Annotated in this window: 17 protein-coding genes; 6 read left to right on the top strand and 11 right to left on the bottom strand. The window is 63.4% G+C overall.

Annotated elements, in window-relative coordinates:
* Positions 1 to 48: 48 nt before the first annotated feature.
* The 3 genes from NKJ04_RS18175 to htpX form a co-directional block, all read right to left on the bottom strand.
* Positions 49 to 1,773: a heparinase II/III family protein gene (locus NKJ04_RS18175; RefSeq protein WP_023811734.1), complete on the bottom strand. Its 1,725-nt coding sequence runs from the start codon at positions 1,771 to 1,773 to the stop codon at positions 49 to 51.
* Between the two features lie 148 nt (positions 1,774 to 1,921).
* Positions 1,922 to 3,313 carry an RsmB/NOP family class I SAM-dependent RNA methyltransferase gene (locus tag NKJ04_RS18180; protein ID WP_352676988.1) on the bottom strand — a complete coding sequence of 464 codons (1,392 nt, stop codon included), beginning with the start codon at positions 3,311 to 3,313 and terminating at the stop codon, positions 1,922 to 1,924.
* Entirely contained in the window at positions 3,310 to 4,329 is a 1,020-nt protein-coding gene (gene htpX, locus NKJ04_RS18185) for a zinc metalloprotease HtpX (protein WP_352676990.1), read from the bottom strand. The genes NKJ04_RS18180 and htpX overlap by 4 nt, the downstream gene beginning before the upstream one ends.
* Before the next feature lie 119 nt (positions 4,330 to 4,448).
* On the opposite strand from htpX, the gene NKJ04_RS18190 reads away from it, so the two are divergent.
* Positions 4,449 to 4,670: a DUF1674 domain-containing protein gene (locus tag NKJ04_RS18190; RefSeq protein WP_352676992.1), complete on the top strand. Its 222-nt coding sequence runs from the start codon at positions 4,449 to 4,451 to the stop codon at positions 4,668 to 4,670.
* An 8-nt stretch (positions 4,671 to 4,678) separates the two neighbouring features.
* Here NKJ04_RS18190 and NKJ04_RS18195 read toward each other — a convergent pair whose 3' ends face one another.
* Positions 4,679 to 5,344 carry an HAD-IA family hydrolase gene (locus tag NKJ04_RS18195; RefSeq protein ID WP_352676994.1) on the bottom strand — a complete coding sequence of 222 codons (666 nt, stop codon included), beginning with the start codon at positions 5,342 to 5,344 and terminating at the stop codon, positions 4,679 to 4,681.
* Between the two features lie 167 nt (positions 5,345 to 5,511).
* On the opposite strand from NKJ04_RS18195, the gene NKJ04_RS18200 reads away from it, so the two are divergent.
* From NKJ04_RS18200 to NKJ04_RS18210, 3 genes are all read left to right on the top strand, one after another.
* Positions 5,512 to 6,381 carry a transglutaminase-like domain-containing protein gene (locus NKJ04_RS18200; protein WP_352676996.1) on the top strand — a complete coding sequence of 290 codons (870 nt, stop codon included), beginning with the start codon at positions 5,512 to 5,514 and terminating at the stop codon, positions 6,379 to 6,381.
* Positions 6,382 to 6,727: 346 nt separating this feature from the next.
* Entirely contained in the window at positions 6,728 to 8,203 is a 1,476-nt protein-coding gene (locus tag NKJ04_RS18205; protein ID WP_352676998.1) for a TadE/TadG family type IV pilus assembly protein, read from the top strand.
* 385 nt (positions 8,204 to 8,588) lie between these two features.
* Positions 8,589 to 9,857 carry a class I SAM-dependent methyltransferase gene (locus NKJ04_RS18210; RefSeq protein ID WP_352677000.1) on the top strand — a complete coding sequence of 423 codons (1,269 nt, stop codon included), beginning with the start codon at positions 8,589 to 8,591 and terminating at the stop codon, positions 9,855 to 9,857.
* A 1-nt stretch (position 9,858) separates the two neighbouring features.
* Here NKJ04_RS18210 and NKJ04_RS18215 read toward each other — a convergent pair whose 3' ends face one another.
* Positions 9,859 to 10,602, bottom strand: a complete 744-nt coding sequence (locus NKJ04_RS18215) for an MOSC domain-containing protein (RefSeq protein ID WP_352555461.1) — start codon at positions 10,600 to 10,602, stop codon at positions 9,859 to 9,861.
* Between the two features lie 2 nt (positions 10,603 to 10,604).
* Positions 10,605 to 12,560 (bottom strand): acetate--CoA ligase, encoded by a 1,956-nt coding sequence (gene acs / locus NKJ04_RS18220; protein ID WP_352677002.1) that lies wholly within the window; start codon positions 12,558 to 12,560, stop codon positions 10,605 to 10,607.
* A gap of 305 nt (positions 12,561 to 12,865) precedes the next feature.
* On the opposite strand from acs, the gene NKJ04_RS18225 reads away from it, so the two are divergent.
* The gene (locus tag NKJ04_RS18225; RefSeq protein ID WP_013529022.1) at positions 12,866 to 13,138 is read left to right on the top strand and encodes an usg protein; all 273 of its coding nucleotides are present in this window, start codon (positions 12,866 to 12,868) and stop codon (positions 13,136 to 13,138) included.
* Between the two features lie 56 nt (positions 13,139 to 13,194).
* Here NKJ04_RS18225 and NKJ04_RS18230 read toward each other — a convergent pair whose 3' ends face one another.
* Positions 13,195 to 14,229, bottom strand: coding sequence for an aldo/keto reductase (locus NKJ04_RS18230; protein WP_352677004.1), 1,035 nt, complete (start codon positions 14,227 to 14,229; stop codon positions 13,195 to 13,197).
* A gap of 52 nt (positions 14,230 to 14,281) precedes the next feature.
* Positions 14,282 to 15,463: an MFS transporter gene (locus tag NKJ04_RS18235; RefSeq protein WP_352677006.1), complete on the bottom strand. Its 1,182-nt coding sequence runs from the start codon at positions 15,461 to 15,463 to the stop codon at positions 14,282 to 14,284.
* A gap of 119 nt (positions 15,464 to 15,582) precedes the next feature.
* Between NKJ04_RS18235 and NKJ04_RS18240 the strand changes: the two genes are divergently transcribed.
* Positions 15,583 to 16,491 carry a LysR family transcriptional regulator gene (locus tag NKJ04_RS18240; protein WP_023811745.1) on the top strand — a complete coding sequence of 303 codons (909 nt, stop codon included), beginning with the start codon at positions 15,583 to 15,585 and terminating at the stop codon, positions 16,489 to 16,491.
* Between the two features lie 44 nt (positions 16,492 to 16,535).
* Here NKJ04_RS18240 and NKJ04_RS18245 read toward each other — a convergent pair whose 3' ends face one another.
* The 3 genes from NKJ04_RS18245 to NKJ04_RS18255 form a co-directional block, all read right to left on the bottom strand.
* Positions 16,536 to 17,585: an aldo/keto reductase gene (locus NKJ04_RS18245; protein ID WP_352677008.1), complete on the bottom strand. Its 1,050-nt coding sequence runs from the start codon at positions 17,583 to 17,585 to the stop codon at positions 16,536 to 16,538.
* A gap of 176 nt (positions 17,586 to 17,761) precedes the next feature.
* Positions 17,762 to 18,016, bottom strand: coding sequence for a type II toxin-antitoxin system Phd/YefM family antitoxin (locus NKJ04_RS18250; RefSeq protein WP_352677010.1), 255 nt, complete (start codon positions 18,014 to 18,016; stop codon positions 17,762 to 17,764).
* A gap of 431 nt (positions 18,017 to 18,447) precedes the next feature.
* Positions 18,448 to 19,110 carry a YggS family pyridoxal phosphate-dependent enzyme gene (locus NKJ04_RS18255; protein ID WP_128304066.1) on the bottom strand — a complete coding sequence of 221 codons (663 nt, stop codon included), beginning with the start codon at positions 19,108 to 19,110 and terminating at the stop codon, positions 18,448 to 18,450.
* Positions 19,111 to 19,185 lie beyond the last annotated feature (75 nt).

The raw sequence follows: 19,185 nt of genomic DNA on the forward strand, positions 1-19,185 counted from the left end.
TGTCGTCAGGCCTTTTGTTAACCTGAGTTTGAAGCCCTGTCAGGAGGATCAGTTGTTTTCCGGGTGGCCGGCGATGCTGGTGCGGGTCAGCTGCCAGTGGACTTCGGCGATTTCCGAAGCCTTGAAGGCAAGCACGATCTGGCGGCTGCGGCGCGGGCCGCCAAGGCCGGCGAAATAGATCGATTCCTCGACCTCCGGCACCACTTCGGCTGCTGTGAACACCCAGGTGTCGGCCTGATCGGCGGCCAGCACCAGGCGGTCATGCTCGTCCTGCAAAAGGTTGACGTCGGGATGAACGTGGAAGCGGACGGTGACGAAGTCGCGCCCATTGTTGCGGATCGCCGTATTGCCGGGGCGCTGGAAGCGGTCGCGGCCAGCCAGCACATTGCCGTTCGACGACAGTTTCAGCTCGCGCTCATGCAGGAAGCCGAAGCGCGGGACATAGCCGTCATGGCGGGCGATGAAGCCCTGAACGCCCTTCTGGTCGGTGCGCTTGCACTGCACATGCTGCGGGCCGCCGATCAGCGGCGAACCGAGCAGGTCGTTGACGCGCAACGAATGGCTGAAGCGCGCCGACGAGGTGTCGTTGATGGTGGCGGTCGAGTGCGCGGCGGTGGCGCGCGCCAGCGGCCGGAATTCAGCCGCGCCATAGGTGTCAATGCCGGCATTGACGATGTAGTGCTGGCGGCCGGACGACAGTTCGAAGGCGAGGCAGCTGGCGTGTGCGGCGTTGGACACATCGACCGGCGGCGGCGGGCCGGTGTCGGCGATGACCGTGGTGCCGCCCATCGACAGGCGCTCATAGCCGGAATGCGGCGCATGCAGCAGCGGCGCGCCAGCGGTGTCGTCGTGGCGCAGAATGGTGGCGATGCGGTCGTGGATGGTGGCGCCCATGCCGTTGAAGCGGGCGAGGCTGCCATCCTGATGGCGAAAGAAGCGCAGCGCCGGCAGCATGCGGTCGATGGCGCCGATCAGCGCCTGCGGCGGCGTTTCCGCCTGGTTGGCATAAGTCTGGCGCAGCGGCAGAAGGTCGGCGAGGATTTCCAGGACGACCATCGGATTGCGCGAAATGTGCCCGCCATCGGCGAGGATCTGGCGGTCGAGTTCCTCGGCAAGATTGCGGGTCGCGCCCCGCAGGGCCGATGCCGGTGCCGGCAGGGACAAGGCAGCGAAGGCGAGCGCGATGCGGGCCCGCAGCCTGTCCTTGCCGTCGGGCATTTCGCGCGCCATCGACCTGAGGTAGCGGATCTGGATGGCAACCGATTTCAGGAAGGCGCGGTAGAAAGGGAACTCGGCGCCCTGCAATACGACCGAGGAGTGCTGCAACCAGGCGATGATGCGCTTGGCCGTCGTGCCCGGCTCCCAGGCGATGCCGGAGATATGGCTGCCATGCATGGTGATCCAGTCGGAGACCAGGGCGCGGGCATTGGCGGCGGCAAGCTCGGTGCCGGCGGCGCGCATATGGCGCAGCCAGCGAAAGCCGTGCAGCGTCTTCTGCCAGCCGTGATTGGGCACGTGGATCTGGAAAGGCGACTTGCCGCCGGTCTCGACCACGTGCCCCGACAGGGGATAGCGGCCGTAATAGATCTCGAGTGCGATCTGCGGGTCGGCGAGGCGCAGGTCCGGCGGTGCGATCAGCACACGTTCCGGCGTGCGGCCGGAATAGCGCCAGCGATAGACAGGCCCGGCGCGCAGGCGCCGGCGCGTTTTGCGCCAGAACTCCTTCGCGACAAGCGTCCATAGACGCGTCGTGCTGCTGGCAGCAAGTGCCAAAACCCCTCCTGATCGTCCTCTACCCCGGCGCCGAGTCTACATGATTGCACGATTCGTGCGAAGGCGAATTCCACGAGCCCACGCCGGTTGACCTGGTTTTGCCCCCGATCCTACCCAAAAAAGTCAGTAAATCCGAGCAGTTCAATTCCTAGCCGGCTCGCCGCATGCGAGCGGCGAAGAAACCATCGAGGCCGGAGCGTTCCGGCGCGCCGAGCTCCAGGTCGGCGGGCGTGGTGCGCAGCGTGCCTTGCTGCGTCGTCAGGAACGGATCGATGCCGGCGATCTCGCCTTGCCGCAGCGGATCGTTGGCGACTTCAGGCGTGCCGGCCAGAAAGGCGCGATAGAGATCCTCGCCCTCGAGCGGGTCGAGCGAACAGTTGGAAAAGACGATCGTGCCGCCGGGCTTCACCAGGGTGACGGCGCGGGCGAGCAGCCTGCGTTGCAGGTCGGCCAGTTTTTCGACATCGGCCGAAGTCTTGGTCCATGGCACGTCGGGATGCCGCCGCACCGTGCCGGTCGACGAGCAGGGCGCGTCGAGGAGGATCGCGTCGAAGAGTTCTTCCGGCTCATATTTGAGCAGGTCGGCCTGGACGATTTCGGCCGACAGGCCGAGACGGTCGAGATTCTGCGTCAGCCGCACGAGCCGGTTTTTTGACGTGTCGACGGCGGTGACCTTCGCGCCGGCAACGATCAGCTGCGCGGTCTTGCCGCCGGGCGCGGCGCAGAGATCGGCAACCCGCAATCCCGTGACATCGCCGAACAGCCGGGCGGGCAGGCTGGCCGCGGCGTCCTGGACCCACCAGGCGCCCTCGGCAAAGCCAGGCAATTCAGTGACAGGACCGACAAGATTCTCGACACGCACCGTGCCTGTCTGCAGGACGATGCCGCCGAGCTTTTCGGCCCAGAGACCGGGATCGGCCTTGACCGAGAAGTCGACCGGCGCCTCAACGCGATGTGCTTCGAGGATCTGTCTGGCCTTCTCGTTGCCGTAGGTGGTCTTCAGCCTGTCGGAAAACCATTTGGGCGCCTCGTCGGTGGCGGCAAGGGCGGCAGGCAATTCCGTTTCCTTGGCCCGTGCCAACGTGCGCAGAACGCCATTGACGAGGCCGGAGAAGCGCACCGTGCGCGGATCGGACTTGGCATGGGTCACCGCAATGTCGACGGCGGCGCTGTCGGGAATATCGAGGAACAGGATCTGTGCTGCGGCCACATGCAATATGTGCGACAAAGCGGTGGCATTGGGCGGCAGCGGTTTTTCCAGGCGCCTCGCCAGCAGCCCTGATATGGTCATGCGATAGCGCAGCGCGGTGACCAGGATGGCGCGGACCAGGCCGCGATCGCGCAAGTCGAGCGCCTTGTATTGCGGGTGGCCGTTCTCGTGATCGGTCAGCCCATCAAGCGGCGTCCTGGCGTCGATGACGGCGGCAAGCAGGCGCGCCGCCGCCTTGCGGGCGGCGAGGCCGGCAACGAAGTCGCCGCCGTCCCTGTGTTCCTGATCACTTGAAACAGTGCGTCGTGGTCCTCTGTCCGCCACGCTCACGACCACCGGCCCTTGGGCCCGGTCGGATTGCGACCCCACGGGTTGGACTTCGGCTGGGCGGGCTCCGCCGACTGCTCGGGCCGCGCTGCCTGATCCCATGGGCCGGATGGCCGTAGTTCGTCCGCCTGGCGTGGCGTTGGGGCCTGGCGCGGTGCAGCCCGGGTTTGGCTGCCGGCCATGTCGCGCGCCATCGCTTGCAAGGCTGCGATGCGGTTCTCAGTGGCGGGGTGGGTGGAGAACAGGCTGTCCATGCGCTCGCCGTGAAGAGGATTGATGATGAAGAGATGCGCTGTCGCGGGATTTCGCTCGGCATCGGGGTTGCGGATGCGTTCGGCGCCGCGGGCGATCTTGTCAAGCGCCGATGCCAGCCAGAGCGGGTGTCCACAGATTTCGGCGCCACGCCGGTCGGCCTCGTATTCGCGGGTCCGGCTGACCGCCATCTGCACGATCATCGCGGCAAAGGGCGCCACGATCATCGCCGCCAGCACGCCGACAAAGCCGAACTGGTTGTTGTCGCGGTTGCCGCTGAAAAAGAAGGCAAAATTGCCGAGCATCGAAATGGCGCCGGCAAAGGTGGCGACGATCGTCATGGTGAGCGTGTCGCGGTGCTGCACATGGGCGAGCTCGTGCGCCATGACAGCTGCGACCTCTTCAGGCGTCAGCGCCTGCAACAGGCCGGTGGAGGCAGCCACCGCCGCATTCTGCGGATTGCGGCCGGTGGCAAAGGCGTTCGGCTGCGGGTTGTCGATCAGATAGGTCTTCGGCATCGGCAGGCCGGCCTGTTTGGCCATTGCCTTGACGATGGCGTAATATTCGGGCGCGTTCCTTTCGTCGACCTCGACGGCACGGTTCATCGACAGCACCATCTTGTCGGCATTCCAGTAGCTGAACAGGTTGGTGCCGGCGGCGATCAGCAGCGCGATCATCATGCCGCCGGTTCCGCCGATCAAAAAGCCGACGCCCATGAACAGCGCGGTCATCGCGGCAAGAAGCATGGCGGTGCGGATGGTGTTCATCGTCTGCTCCTGTCCGGGGGATAGCGAAAAGGGGTCGATCGTCGTGGGTTCATGGCTATATGATGGGAAACGCCAGTTCCTGTTTCAATTGACCGAGCTCAATCTGCCGAGATTATCGCATGACCGACGAAATCAGTAAAACAGGCGCCGCTCCTGCCGAAGCGGCATCGCAAAGAGAGCTAGCGCCGGCCGCACGCCGTGCGTTGGCCGAGGCCGCAGCGCGGCGGGAACACTACCGCGAAAAGGAGGCCGCGCTGCCGAAGGAGATCGGCGGCCGCGGCGGCAAGGAGCCAGGGCGCTACGGCGACTGGGAAGTAAAGGGCCTGACCAGCGACTTCTAGATGCCTCCCTACGCAGCGTTGCGCTGCGGCTCGAGCGCGATCCAGCCACGCTCGTCGACCGTGATGCCGACCATGTCGTAGCCTGCGATCGCGGCATGTTGCGTTGGCAAGGGGTGCTTGTGCGTGGCGCTGATGACCATGACCGCCGCGCCCGCCGCTTCGGCTGCCGCGATGCCAGCTGGAGCATCCTCGAAGACGAGGCAATCGCGCGCGTCGACGCCGAGTCGTTCCGCGCCAAGCCGGAAGCAATCGGGCGCCGGCTTGCCGCGGGAGACATCTTCCGCCGCGACGATGACGCCCGGCACGGGGATGCCGGCGGCCTTCATGCGCAACAGCGCCAGCTCACGTGGGGCGGAGGTTACGATCGCCCAGCGTTCGGGCGGCAGCGAATCGAGAAATGCCACGGCGCCGGCGATCTGGAGAATGCCATCGAGATCGGCCGCCTCGGCCTTCAGCAGCAGATCAGCCTCGTGTGCCGGATCGACGCCCGGCAGCGCCAGGCCGGTGATGGTCTCGATCGCGCGCACGCCATGGATCGTCGGCAGGAAGGCGGCGACGTCGAGGCCCTGGCGGCGTGCCCAATCGCTCCACACCCTTTCCGCCGAGGCGATGGAATTGATGAGGGTGCCGTCCATGTCGAAGAGGAAGGCCGCGAATTTTCTGCCTGAATGCATGATTTTCCTTGAGTTCGGGGAGCTGGTCGGGTTGCCGAACCTAACGTCTCGACCGCGGCAGGGGAAGACATGGGGGCGTGCTTTTCGCTCGGCCCGGGGAACCACGGTATCCTCCGGGCGTTTGGGAAAGACTGCTTCTCACAGCAACGATCGAAGGGGGACCAACGATGCTGATCCGGCTCGGCTACGAAATCGCCATCGAATGCGTAGCCGCCACGCCGGTGATTTCAGTGCTCGAGATCCATCGGGATAGGCAGGCCGACATCAAGCGGCAGACGCGGGTGCTGACCTCGCCCGCGGTGCCGACAAGGCTGTACCACGATCTGCATGGCAATGCCTGCCGACGCTTCACAGCGCCCGCCGGTGGTTTTCGCATCCTGTACGACGCGGTCGTAGAGGATAGCGGCGAGACGGACGAGGTAAACACCCTGGCCAGGGAAGTGCCGGTGGCGGATCTGCCCGACGAAGTTCTCGGTTATCTCCTCGGCAGCCGCTATTGCGAGACGGATCATCTGAGCAGCCTGGCCTGGCAGCTCTTCGGCGACATTCCGTCCGGCTGGGCGCGCGTGCAGGCGATCGTCGATTATGTCCACAACCGGCTCTCGTTCGGCTATGGCTATGCGCGCTCGACCCGCACCGCGGCGCAGGCGCATGAGGAGCGCGTCGGGGTCTGCCGTGACTTCGCCCATCTGGCGATCACGCTTTGCCGCTGCATGAATATTCCGGCACGCTACGTGAACGGCTATCTCGGCGATATCGGCGTGCCAGCCGATCCGGCGCCGATGGACTTCTCGGCGTGGCTGGAAGTGTTCCTCGACGGCAAATGGTACACGTTCGATCCTCGCCACAACACGCCGAGAATCGGCCGTATCGTCATCGCCCGCGGCCGCGACGCCACCGACGTGCCGCTGCTGCACAGTTTCGGCCCCCACCGGCTCAGCCTGTTCAAGGTGTGGACCTACGAACAGCAAGGCAATCTGTTCAACCCGCCCTACCACGGCATCGACAGGACCGTCAGCGCACAGATGCTGGCGTAGTCGCGAGGCCTACCGTTGCAACTGCTCCAGGGTGGTCAGGAGGTTTTCTCCGGCCGCAACTTTCGGGACACATGGTCCGCTTCGGCACAGTGAGCTTGTGCCGCAACAGGACGCCGTCGACGGCGTCGCGGTGCCTCGGGCCAGATCATGGTAAGCGGCTGGTAAACGCCAGCGCCACGGCGCGTTCCCGTTTACCAACCGTTCACCTTTGTTGGTTCCAAGATTTAACAAAAACAATGACTTGCTACTGGAAAGCCAGCTCTCCGCCAAGCTAGGGCGTCATCCGGCGGGAATCCTGCATTGCCCTTTCCGCGGCGACGAGGCCGAGGCGAGTGGAGGCTGTAGGATGCGGAATTACGGGGGTCTTGTTCTCGCGGTTGGCGGGTTCGCCAGGGATCGCGGTGGAAATTTCGCAGTCCTGTTCGGCCTTAGCGCCTCGGTCTTGGCGCTGGCCGTGGGCTTTTCGGTCAACGTATCGCAGCTCTACAATGCGAAAACGAGCCTTCAGGGCGTGGTCGACGCCGCGGTCACGTCGACGGCACGCGACCTGACGACCGGTGTCATCAAGGAAGCCGATGCCAACAAATCGGTGCAGGCCTTTCTCGACGCCAACAGCCAGGCAGGCATTCTGCAGGCCGACCAGATCGTACTCGACAAGCTGACTGTCAACAAGACCGCCAAGACGGTCCAGGCCGACGCCCATGTCGATGTCGCGCTGTACTTTCCGATTTTTGGCACGGGCGACATGAAACGCGTCGCCGCCTCCACGACGGCGCTCTATTCGGACAAGACCATCGAAGTGGCGATGATGCTCGATGTGACCGGATCGATGAGGAAGCGCGGCAAGGTCGACAAAATCGGCGATCTGAAAGCTGCTGCAAAAAACGCCGTCCGGACGATGCTGCAGAACCAGGATCCGAAGAACCCCCGCATCCGCGTCGCGATTGTGCCTTACGCATCAGGTGTGAACGCCGGCAAGCTGGCGGAAAACGTCTATGCCGAGAAGCAAGGGAGCTCTGAACTGCCACCCGTCGCCGGCAGTCCGCTTCTCGTCGCCAAGACGGGCAAAAATCTGCTGCCCTCCTTCAGCGACTACATCTCCATCGTCGGCGCGGCGATGCCACATCCCGACAACTGCGCCACGGAGCGCAAGGACAAGAACGGCAACGCGGATATGAGCGCCGACGGCCCAGACACGGTTCGCACCGACAAGGAAGGCAAGAAATATTATGCCCTGGTCAATCGGGACGATCATCTCGGCGGGGACATGAACAGGTGCCCTGATGCGGAAGTGATCCCGCTGACCGCCGATTCCGATGCATTGCTTGAATCGATCGAGGACTTCCAGGCCGATGGCTACACGGCCGGCGCGATCGCCATTCAGTGGACCTACTATATGCTGTCGCCGCAATGGCGCACTGCGATCAGAAATGCCGGTCTCGGCAAAGGCGCCTCGGACGCCGATCCGAAGAAGATCGCCAAGGTCGCGATCCTGATGACCGATGGCCAATTCAATACCGCCTTCGCCGGTGCTGGGGACAGCTACAACAGCCAGGGCAACCTTGCGCGCGGCAACGCCGGAACGCTGTGCGGCAACATGAAAAATGACGGCATCGAGATTTTCACCATCGGCTTCGATCTGAACAACAAGGACATGTCGGCAACCGAGCGGGACCAGGCAAAGGCGGTGCTGAAGGACTGTTCATCGAAGGACGCCTCCGCCGCCAAGAGGCATTTCTTCGACGTGTCCACCGGAGCCGAATTGGACGACGCCTTTCAGGAAATCATCCGCAACACCGAAAAGGTCGCATTGACCCAGTAGTCTAGTCCGCAAACGGAAAAGGCCGCCGCTTCTTTCGAAGCCGGCGGCCTTCCGTGTTTCCGTCCGTGGCGCGGCCCTATGGCGATGACCTATGAGGTCACCCGCCGCGCATTTCGCGCCTTAACGGGAAGACTGCTTCCCGAAAGTGCAATCCGCTGAGGCCACGTTCTGGAAAACGAAATCACTCGACATCGGATCACCTCCTTTCGATTTGTTGAACACATACTCATGATGGGGTGCGTTGCAGCAAAAGACAAGGCGCAGGTTTGAAAAAGTGGGAAGGTGCTTTTGGCACGACACTGGGTTGCGGGCTGTCGGCCGGGCAGGCAAGATCATGGCATAGAGCCGAGCCGGCAATCCGGGTCGGCCCCTGTGGGAGGGATGCATGGAGGCAGCCGAGAGAGCGGCGCGGATCGTGCGGACGGTTGTCGAGACGCTGAAACCGGGCTTTGCCGTCAGGCTGTGGACCGGGGAGCGGATCGGCCCCGCCACGGGTCCAGTGCTCACCATCAACGACCAGGACATCGTCTGGCAGGTGGTGAAGCGACCATCCCTGTCGACGCTGATCGAAATGTGGATTTCCAAGACGATCGATATCGAAGACGGGACGTTTTTCGACTTCTACGCCCTGCCGTCGCAAGGCAAGCTCAGAACCAAGCTCAAATCGCTGCCGAAAATGGCGATCCTGCGCGACCTGCCTTCCGTGCTTTTGGCACGCAGGCAGATGACGGCGCGGACCGATCTGTCGGGGCGCAATCCCTATGTCAGCGGTTCGAGCCAGGAGGCGATCCAGCATCACTATGACATTTCGAACGCCTTCTACCGGCTCTTCCTTGACGAGCGCATGGTCTACAGTTGCGGCTACTTCAAGGATTTCGCCAACAGCATCGATCAAGCGCAGATCGACAAGCTCGACCATATCTGCCGCAAGCTCCGGCTGAAGCCTGGCGAACGACTGCTCGACATCGGCTGTGGCTGGGGAGCGATGCTCATCCATGCCGCGAAGAACTATGGCGTCATCGGCCACGGTGTCTCGCTGTCGCAGGCCCAGACCAATCTTGCCCGTGAACGCATCCGCGCCGAGGGTCTGGAGGACCGCATCACCATCGAGATCAAATCCTATGCCGAACTCACCGGCTCGTTCGACAAGATCTCGTCGATCGGCATGTTCGAGCATCTCGGGCTCGCCAACCACGCGACCTATTTCTCAACTGTCCACCGCCTGCTGAAGCCCGGCGGCATCTATCTGCATCACGCCATCACCAGGCGCAGAAAGGGCGACATGAAGAAGACCCTGCGCAAGGGGCCGGAGTTCAAGGCGCTGATCAAATACATTTTCCCCGGCGGCGAACTCGACACGATCGGCATGACAACAGGCAATCTCGAGGCGCACGGCTTCCTGGTCTACGACGTCGAGAATCTGCGCGAGCATTACGCCCGCACCTGTCGCCTGTGGGCCGAGCGCCTGCACGCGCGTTTCGACGAGGCTATCGCCGAGGTGGGCGAGGCCAGGGCGCGGCTATGGCTGCTCTACCTGACCGGCTGTTCGATCACCTTCGAACGTGCCTCGGCACAGATTTTCCAGACCGTCGTCACCAAGCGCGCGCGCGGCCCAAGCGGCCTGCCGCCGACGCGGGCAGATCTGTATCGATAGCTTACACGAAGCGCATCGCGTCGCCGACTTCGACGCGCGCCGGCCGGTCGATCGTGCAGTAGACGCCGAGATTGTGGGCGTTGTGGCGGACCAGGTTGCGCAGGATCGCCGGATCATGGTCGAAGCCATCCTGGGCGACGATGGTGAAACCGCAGCGGCGGCAGGGTTCGGAGACAGTCAGCAGGAGATCGCCGATGGCAAGCTTGCGGCCGATCCATTCCGTTTCCGGAAACGACCCTTCGATTGCCGTCATGTCGACGACGATGTTGGGGCGGAAGCGGCGTGGGTCGGCGACCCCTTCCGGATGCAACGCTTTGAGCCGTGCCAGCGAGGCGGTGGTCAACAGATGGATGGGCGCCTTGCGGTAGCGCTCCGCGGTCAGCGGGCCGGAATAGTCAGGTCCGGCATTCTCGCGGCGAAACGGTCGGATCGAGGCCTCGAAGCCGAGATAGGCCGACACCGCGCGGTCGCTCTCGATACTTGGCGCAGCCAGCCAGTTGTCCCCGGGAACGGCAATCTCGAGTTCCAGGGTCGGCGACAGCCGGGTGCGGATGCGCGGCACCTTGTGCCATTTCGGGTCGCGGTCCGGTCGCGCGATCTCATTGTCGGACGCGTCGACGAGGCCGAACATGCGGTCGCCCTCGATGCTCTCGATATCGACCGAGATTGTTTCCCGACGCTCGCCGGCAAGCGAACTCGCCGGATAGCGCCAGAGTTCACTGACAGTGCCGAGCGCGGCCTGCATCATCAGCTCTTCTTGTTTTGCCGGTTGGCGACCAAATCATCGACGACGGCCGGATCCGCGAGCGTCGAGGTATCGCCGAGCGCTGAAAAATCGTCCTCGGCAATCTTGCGCAGGATGCGGCGCATGATCTTGCCGGAGCGCGTCTTCGGCAGGCCGGGCGCGAACTGGAGCTTGTCGGGCGAAGCGATGGCCCCGATCTCCTTGCGGACATGGGCGATCAGCTCCTTGCGCAGATCCTCGCTCGGCTGCTCGCCGGCCATCAGCGTGACGTAGCAGTAGATGCCCTGGCCCTTGATGTCGTGCGGATAGCCGACGACGGCGGCTTCCGAAACCTTGTCGTGGCTGACCAGTGCGGATTCGACCTCGGCCGTGCCCATACGATGGCCGGAGACGTTGATGACGTCGTCGACGCGGCCGGTGATCCAGTAATAGCCATCGGCGTCGCGGCGGCAGCCGTCGCCGGTGAAGTACTTGCCCTTGTAGGTCGAGAAATAGGTCTGGATGAAACGATCATGATCGCCATAGACGGTGCGCATCTGGCCGGGCCAGGAATCGGTGATGCACAGATTGCCGTCGGCGGCACCTTCCAGCACCTTGCCCTCGCCGTCGACCAGCTGCGGCTTGACGCCGAAGAAGGGCCGTGTCGCCGAACCCGCCTTGAGGTCGGTGGCGCCGGGCAGCGGCGTGATCAGGATGCCGCCGGTCTCGGTCTGCCACCATGTGTCGACGATCGGAACCTTGCCGTTGCCGACGATGTTGAAATACCACTCCCAGGCTTCCGGATTGATAGGCTCGCCGACCGAACCCAGCACGCGCAGCGACTTGCGCGACGTCTTGGTGACATGCGCATCGCCGGCGCCCATCAGCGCGCGCAGGGCCGTCGGCGCGGTGTAGAAGATATTGACCTTGTGCTTGTCGATGACTTCCCAGAAGCGCGACTGCGACGGATAGTTCGGCACGCCTTCGAACATCAGCGTGGTGGCGCCATTGGCGAGCGGGCCATAGACGATGTAGCTGTGGCCGGTGACCCAGCCGACATCGGCGGTGCACCAGTAGATGTCGCCGTCGTGGTAGTCGAAGACATATTGGTGGGTCATCGAGACGTAGACGAGATAGCCGGCGGTGGTGTGCAGCACGCCCTTCGGCTTGCCGGTCGAGCCCGATGTGTAGAGGATGAACAGCGGGTCCTCGGCCTTCATCTTCTCGGGCTTGCATTCGGCTTTCACCGTCGCGATCTCGTCGTGGTACCAGACGTCGCGGCCGGAAACCCAGCCGGTCTTGCCGCCGGTGCGGCGCACGACCACCACTTTTTCGACTTTCGTTCCGGCCTTCGCGGCGATCTCGATCGCCCTGTCGGTGTTTTCCTTCAAAGGGATCGGCTTGCCGCCGCGCAGGCCTTCATCAGCGGTGATGACGAAGGTCGACTTGCAGTCGTCGATGCGACCGGCCAGCGCATCCGGCGAGAAACCGCCGAAGACGATCGAATGGACGGCGCCGATACGCGTGCAGGCCAGCATCGCATAGGCGGCTTCCGGGATCATCGGCATGTAGATGGTGACGCGGTCGCCCTTCTTGACGCCGTGCTTCTTCATCACATTGGCGAGCCGGCAGACATGCTCGTAGAGCTCGTTATAGGTGATCTTCTTGTCGTCGTAGGGATTGTCACCTTCCCAGATGATGGCGGTCTGGTTGCCGCGCTTCTTCAGGTGCCGGTCGATGCAGTTGTAGGAGACATTGGTCAGTCCGTCCTCGAACCATTTGATCGAGACCTTGCCGTCGAAGGAGGCGTTCTTGACCTTGCTGTAGGGCTTGAACCAGTCGATGCGCTTGCCGTGCTTGCCCCAGAATTTGTCCGGGTTCTTGAGGCTGTCGGCATACCATTTCAGGTAGGTGTCATTGTCGATCAGCGCGTTTTTCTTCCACGCCGGCTGGACGCGATGGACATGAACCTCGGACATTCCTGACTTTCCTCCCGAACCAATCGTCGCCGGCTTGAAATGTCGGCGGGATCGCGGCGACACGGCCGCGAATTCGGCGGCATTATTACCAGTTCCGCCGTTACGGCAACATTAGACGTTGGATTCGCGCGGCGGGATGCCGCAGGTAGCTTCTCCGAGGCTGTCAGCACTCGGAGGGGTTCGCTGCTAACTGCATGTTTTCGCATGCTAAAGCCGGTTCAGATGAAGAAAAAATCAATAGACGGTTAATCAGCGGCGCGCACAATCAGCCGTGGGAGGACAGGCGAATCAACCTGGGGACCGTCATGCGCGACCATGCCGAAATGGACCTGATGCTCAAAGGCTATGGCTTGACCACGGCCAAGATTCTTTATCACTTTCCCGACCACCCGCATCTGCTGCAGAGCTTCATCTGGCAGGACTACGATCTGGCGCCGAAGTTTCCGGTGCTGATCAAGTTCATCGAATTCTGGAAGGCCAAGCTGGACGGGCCGCTGCATTCGATCAGCTATACCCACCAGAAGCTGATCGCGCCGAATGAATGGCGCAAGGTGGATGGTGAGTTCGTGCTGCACTGAACGCGGTACAGCCGATCTCCCCCGCAAGGGGGGATTGGCAGCTTCAACGCCAGTGCTCACACCGCCGGCGGGTTGAGCCGGGCGAAACCTTCCTGGCGACGATAGGGGAAATAGGGGTAGGGCGCGGTAATTTCGCTCGCCGTGTCGAGCTTTTTCATCTGCTCCGGCGTCAAGGTCCAGCCGACGGCGCCGAGGTTCTGGCGCAACTGCTCCTCGTTGCGGGCGCCGATGATGACCGACGACACGGTCGGGCGCTGCAGCAGCCAGTTGATGGCGATCTGCGGCACGGTCTTGCCGGTTTCCAGCGCCACCGCATCGAGCGCATCCATCACCCGATAGAGATGCTCGTCCTCGACCGGCGGTCCGAAGCTTGCCGTGTCGTGCAGCCGGCTCTTTTCCGGCAAGGACTGGCCACGGCGGATCTTGCCGGTCAGGCGGCCCCAGCCAAGCGGGCTCCACACCAGCGCGCCGACGCCCTGGTCGAGGCCGAGCGGCATCAGCTCCCATTCATAGTCGCGCCCGACCAGCGAATAGTAGACCTGATGCGCGACATAGCGTGGATAGCCTTGGCTGTCGGCTTGCGCCAACGACTTCATCACCTGCCAGCCGGAGAAATTGGAGACGCCGACATAGCGCAGCTTGCCGGCGCGCACGAGTTCGTCCAGCGTCGACAAGACCTCCTCGATCGGCGTCCCGGCGTCGAAAGCGTGCAGTTGCAACAGGTCGATGTAATCGGTGCCGAGGCGCCTCAGCGCATCATCCACGGATCTGATCAGCCGCGACCGAGACGAGCCATAGTCGGCCGGCCCATCGCCCATCGGCAGCGCGGTCTTGGTCGAGATCAGCACGGCATCGCGGCGGCCTTTTATCGCTTCGCCAAGCACCTCTTCCGAGGCGCCGTTCGAATAGACGTCGGCAGTATCGAACAGATTGACGCCGGCCTCCAGGCAGATGTCGATCAGCCGCCGCGCTTCCCTGGCGTCGCTGTTGCCCCAGGCGCCGAACAGCGGGCCGGAACCGCCAAAGGTTCCCGCGCCAAATGAGAGTGCGGGCACTTTCAGGCCCGATGCACCGAGACGTCGGTAGTCCATCTTTTTGCTCCTGTGGAACGAAGGGTGTGGAAAGCGGGTTTGCAGAGGACGGTCACGACCGGATGGAGGCAGGCTCGCCGAGCGTGGCGGTGCGATCGAGACGCAGCGCCAGCCCCGCCACACCGAGTGCCGCGAGCGGCAGCAGGGCGGCGACCCAGGTGAGTGAGCCCAGGCCAAGGCCATGGGCAATCACCGCACCACCAAGCCAGGCACCTGCCGCATTGCCGAGATTGAAGGCGGCGATGTTGAAGGACGAGGCGAGGCTCTGGCCGGCACCTTGTGCCTTTTCCAGCACCCACATTTGCAGCGGCGCCACGGTGGCGAAGGCGGCGGCCCCGAGCAGACCGACATAGATGACGGCCATCACCTGGCTGTGGATGGCGAAGGTCATGGTGGCGAGCACCAGGGCCAGCACCACGAGACTGCCCAGCACGGCCGGCACCAGCCAGCGGTCGGCGACCTTGCCGCCAAGCAAGTTGCCGGCAATGAGGCCGCCACCGAAGACGAGCAGGATCGGCGACACGGCCGCTTCCTTAAAGCCGCTGATCTCGGTCAGCAGCGGAGCGATATAAGTGAAGACGGCGAAGACACCGGCATAGCCGAGCACGGTGGTGGCGAGACCGAGCAGGACGGGGGTGCGGCGCAAAACGGCGAGATCGGCGCGCAGATCGCTCTTTTCGGGAGCCGTCTGGCTGCGCGGCACCAGAACCAGGATGACGGCGAAGGCCGCCAGACCGACCAATGTCACCGCCCAGAAGGTCGCCCGCCAGCCGAAGGCCTGGCCGAGCCAGGTGCCGAAGGGCACGCCGAGGATGTTGGCGATGGTCAGGCCGGTGAACATCAGCGCGATCGCCGAAGCCTTCTTGTTGGGTGCGACCAGTCCGGTGGCGACGACAGAGCCGACGCCGAAGAATGTGCCGTGGGCAAAGGCGGTGATGATGCGGGCGCCCATCAGCGTCCAGTAGTCGGGCGCCAACGCACAGGCGAGATTGCCAAGCGTGAAGATCGCCATCAGCGCCAGAAGCACGGTCTTGCGCGGCCAGTTGCCGGTGACGATGGTCAGCAGGGGCGCGCCGATGACGACGCCGAGCGCATAACCAGAAATGAGCTGGCCGGCGGCCGAGATCGAAACGCCGAGATCCTTGCTGACATCGAGCAGCAGACCCATGATGACGAATTCGGTGACGCCGATGCCGAAGGCACCGGCGGCAAGGGCGTAAAGAGCAAGAGGCATGGCGATTTCCACTTCGATGAGGAAGAGCGCCGTCCCGCGCCCCGACCCGTGAGATCGTGCTGCGACGCATTGTGAACCAGACTTGCCTTGGGCACATTTTCTGTGAAATAGATTCACAAATGGCCAGACCCGACATCAATCGCTCCGGTGAGATCGAAGTGTTCGTGCGCGTTGTCGAGGAAGGCAGTTTTTCCTCTGCCGCACGCGCCTTGCGCATGACGCCATCGGCGGTGAGCAAGCTGATCGCGCGGCTGGAGGCCCGGCTTGGCGCGCGGCTGGTCAGCCGTTCGACGCGAAAGCTGCAACTGACGCCGGAAGGCACAGCCTTCTACGACAGCGGCCTGCGCATCCTCGCCGACATGGCGGCGGCCGAGCAGGAGGCAGCGGCGGGTGCTTCACCGCGCGGACGTTTGCGCGTCAACAGCTACGTGCCCTTCGGAGTGCACCGGCTGATCCCGCTTCTGCCTCGGTTCCTCGAACGCTACCCCGAAATCTCAGTCGATCTGGTGCTGACCGACAGCGTCATCGACCTAATGGCGGAACGGGCCGATGTCGCCATCCGTGCCGGGCCGCTGAGTGAGTCACGGCTGGTGGCGCGCAAGCTCGGGCAAAGCCCGGTGGTCGTCGTTGCAGCACCTTCCTATCTGGAGGCGCACGGCACGCCGCTGACGCCAGCGGATCTCGACAGGCACAACCGCATGGGCTTCGGGTTCGTCAGGCATATCGATGGCTGGCCGTTCCTCGACGCGGACGGCCGCGCCATCATGGTTCCCATCACCGGCAACACGCTGGTCAGCGATGGCGAGGCGATGCGGCTGATGGCGCTGGCGGGCGCGGGCGTCGCCCGGCTGGCCCACTGGCATGTGGCGGCCGATATCGCCGCCGGTCGGCTGGTGTCGCTGCTGGAGGCATTCAATCCCGGTGACGAGGAGCCCACCCACGCCGTCTATGTCGGCCAGGGCCGGCATCTGCCGGCGCGGGTGCGTGCCTTTCTCGATTTTCTGGGTGAGAGCGTCCGGCTGACCTGACATCCCGGGAGCCACGGCTCCCGGGATGTCAGCGTGGGCTGTATTTATGCTTTCGGCGTGAACGGCGCCGGGCGGCGGCCCGCTGCCTGGCGCTCCAGCATCCAGCCGGGATATTCGGACGGCAGGGCGCTGACCTCGTCGAGACGAAGCAGATCGTCGCTGTCGAGCTTCACTTCCGTCGCGGCAAGGTTCTGCTCCAGCTGCTCCATGCGGCTGGCGCCGATGATGACGCTCATCACGAAGGGCTTGGCCAGGACATAGCCGAGCGCCACCGTGGCGACGCTGACATCATGCTTTTTGGCGATTTCGCGCATGACGGTAACGGCCGCCCAGGCACGGTCCTCATTGACCGGCGGGAAGTTGAAGGACGCGCGGCGGCCTTCGCCATTGCCGGGCGCGCCGGGGCCGTACTTGCCGGAGAGCAGGCCACCGGCCATCGGCGACCACACCATCAGGCCGAGCTTCTCCTCGTTGAGCAGCGGCACGATCTCGCGCTCGAGGTCGCGGCCGGCGATCGAATAGTAGGACTGCACGGTCTCGAAACGGGCAAAGCCCTTGCGCTCGGCGATGCCGAGCGCCTTGGCGATGCGCCATGCCGCCCAGTTGGAGACGCCGACATAGCGAACCTTGCCGCTGGCAACGAGATCGTCGAGCGCCCGCAGCGTTTCGTCGATCGGCGTCACGGTGTCGGTGCCGTGCAGCTGGTAAAGATCGATATGGTCGAGTTGCAGCCGCTTCAGGCTGGCATCGACCGAATCCATGATGTGGCCGCGTGAAGAGCCGCGCTGGTTCGGACCGTCGCCCATGGCGCCGTGGGCTTTGGTGGCGATGACCACATTCTGCCTGTTCACGCCGAGATCCCTGAGCGACTGGCCGAGCAGCCGTTCGGATTCGCCAAAGGAGTAGACGTCGGCCGTATCGAAGAAATTGACGCCGGCGGCGAGCGAATGGGCAACGATCTCGTTGACGCCCCTCTGGTCGAGACTGGCGATCAGGCCCCATTGGGCATTTTCACCGGCAGCACCGAAGGTCATGGTGCCGAGGCAGATTTCGGAGACGAACATCCCCGTATTTCCAAGCTGATTGTAACGCATGGTGGCGGCTCCAGAGAGTTTGTGATGACGCAAACCAAATAGGAACGGTACGTTTCGTTTCCAATTGCTGGCTCAACGAGCCCGCCGAGTTGGCCTATAACCCCTCACCGCATCTAATGCCGCCATCAGAAAGCGCCCGCTGCATTCACCGAACGAGGTTCGCATGAGTATGCGGATTATAAGTCTATAACTCGGATCTTCGTCTTCGGGCGGCGATTGACCTCCTCGACGAAGTCGTCATCCCACACGGGACCTGAGAGAAGATATTCCGCAAGCGAAGATGTTGCGCCGACCAGTCGGTCGTAGTTCTCGGGGGAGAGTACGACAGCAGTTGGCTTTCCGCGCACCGTGATGGTTTGTGGCCCTTGTTCCCGCGCCTGCCGTACGAATTTCGACAGATTGTTCTTCGCGTCCTTAAGATGCCAGTTCAAGGGCACTACTCGCTAGATGGCTTCGCTAGTCATATACCAGATGCCGTTGAAGCATGGCAGGGTTTCCGCTCGAACAGATGTGTTGCTAGTCCCTCGACATGGGTTGGAAGCTATTGGCAGCGAGAATCTATAGCCTCTTTCGGCGGCAGATCGCAAACCTCGGGATAAACATCTCTCTCGTCGTCATCCACGGGCGGAGCAAGGAGCGCAGCGACGCAGCGCAGACCCGAGGATCCATCCCGCGACATCTGCCGAAGAATGCAGCGGAACAGAATTCTGCACCGCTGCATTTTCCTTGTCGTCACGGCATGGATCCTAGGGTCTGCGCTCCGCTTCGCGTCGCTCCGCCCTAGGATGACGAAGGTGTGGTGGCCTGCAGCCAATCGAATATGTTGGAATTTAGCGACTAGAGACCGGTCTGTGCATCGGAACTATCGGCTGCCGAAGATCGCCGAACCGACGCGGACGCTGGTGGCGCCGAAGGCGATCGCCGTCTCGTAGTCGCCAGACATGCCCATCGAGAGTTTGGCGACGCCGGCTTCCTTGCCGAGCTTTTCCAACAGCGCGAAGTGCGGGCCGGGGTTCTCATCGGCCGGCGGGATGCACATCAGGCCCTCGATGGCGAGGCCATGCACGTCGCGGCAGCGGGCGACAAAGGCCACGGCGTCGCGGGGCTCGATGCCTGCCTTCTGCGGCTCGGAGCCGGTGTTGACCTGGACGTAGAGCTTCGGTGCGCGGCCCTGCCTGGCGATCTCCTTGGCCAGTTCGGCGGCGATCTTCTCGCGATCGATCGTCTCGATGACGTCGAACAGCGCCACAGCCTCCTTGGCCTTGTTGGATTGCAGCGGGCCGATCAGATGCAGTTCGATGTCGGGAAATGCGTCCTTCAGATCAGGCCATTTGCCTTGCGCCTCCTGCACGCGGTTCTCGCCGAAGACGCGCTGGCCGGCCTCGATGACCGGGCCGATGTCGGCAGCGTCGAAGGTCTTTGAGACCGCGACCAGCGTCACGACGCCGGCTTCGCGGCCGGCCTCGCGCTCGGCGGCGGCGATCTTCGCCTTGACCGCGAAAAATTGCTGAACGGCGTCACCCATATGCAAATCCTGCTGTTTTGACCGGCGTTTTTGTCAGACGCGATACCCATATGGTTGACGGGTTTGCCAAACCAT

This window comes from Mesorhizobium sp. M0618, assembly GCF_040320765.1.
Taxonomy (GTDB): Bacteria; Pseudomonadota; Alphaproteobacteria; order Rhizobiales; family Rhizobiaceae; genus Mesorhizobium.

Bases quoted from the DNA above. Each gene is read 5' to 3' on its own strand.
- htpX (WP_352676990.1), bottom strand. From the start codon at position 4,329: ATGAACACCATCCGCACCGCCATGCTTCTTGCCGCGATGACCGCGCTG.
- NKJ04_RS18190 (WP_352676992.1), top strand. From the start codon at position 4,449: ATGACCGACGAAATCAGTAAAACAGGCGCCGCTCCTGCCGAAGCGGCA.
- NKJ04_RS18195 (WP_352676994.1), bottom strand. From the start codon at position 5,344: ATGCATTCAGGCAGAAAATTCGCGGCCTTCCTCTTCGACATGGACGGC.
- NKJ04_RS18200 (WP_352676996.1), top strand. From the start codon at position 5,512: ATGCTGATCCGGCTCGGCTACGAAATCGCCATCGAATGCGTAGCCGCC.
- NKJ04_RS18205 (WP_352676998.1), top strand. From the start codon at position 6,728: ATGCGGAATTACGGGGGTCTTGTTCTCGCGGTTGGCGGGTTCGCCAGG.
- NKJ04_RS18210 (WP_352677000.1), top strand. From the start codon at position 8,589: ATGGAGGCAGCCGAGAGAGCGGCGCGGATCGTGCGGACGGTTGTCGAG.
- NKJ04_RS18215 (WP_352555461.1), bottom strand. From the start codon at position 10,602: ATGCAGGCCGCGCTCGGCACTGTCAGTGAACTCTGGCGCTATCCGGCG.
- acs (WP_352677002.1), bottom strand. From the start codon at position 12,560: ATGTCCGAGGTTCATGTCCATCGCGTCCAGCCGGCGTGGAAGAAAAAC.
- NKJ04_RS18225 (WP_013529022.1), top strand. From the start codon at position 12,866: ATGCGCGACCATGCCGAAATGGACCTGATGCTCAAAGGCTATGGCTTG.
- NKJ04_RS18230 (WP_352677004.1), bottom strand. From the start codon at position 14,229: ATGGACTACCGACGTCTCGGTGCATCGGGCCTGAAAGTGCCCGCACTC.
- NKJ04_RS18235 (WP_352677006.1), bottom strand. From the start codon at position 15,463: ATGCCTCTTGCTCTTTACGCCCTTGCCGCCGGTGCCTTCGGCATCGGC.
- NKJ04_RS18240 (WP_023811745.1), top strand. From the start codon at position 15,583: ATGGCCAGACCCGACATCAATCGCTCCGGTGAGATCGAAGTGTTCGTG.
- NKJ04_RS18245 (WP_352677008.1), bottom strand. From the start codon at position 17,585: ATGCGTTACAATCAGCTTGGAAATACGGGGATGTTCGTCTCCGAAATC.
- NKJ04_RS18255 (WP_128304066.1), bottom strand. From the start codon at position 19,110: ATGGGTGACGCCGTTCAGCAATTTTTCGCGGTCAAGGCGAAGATCGCC.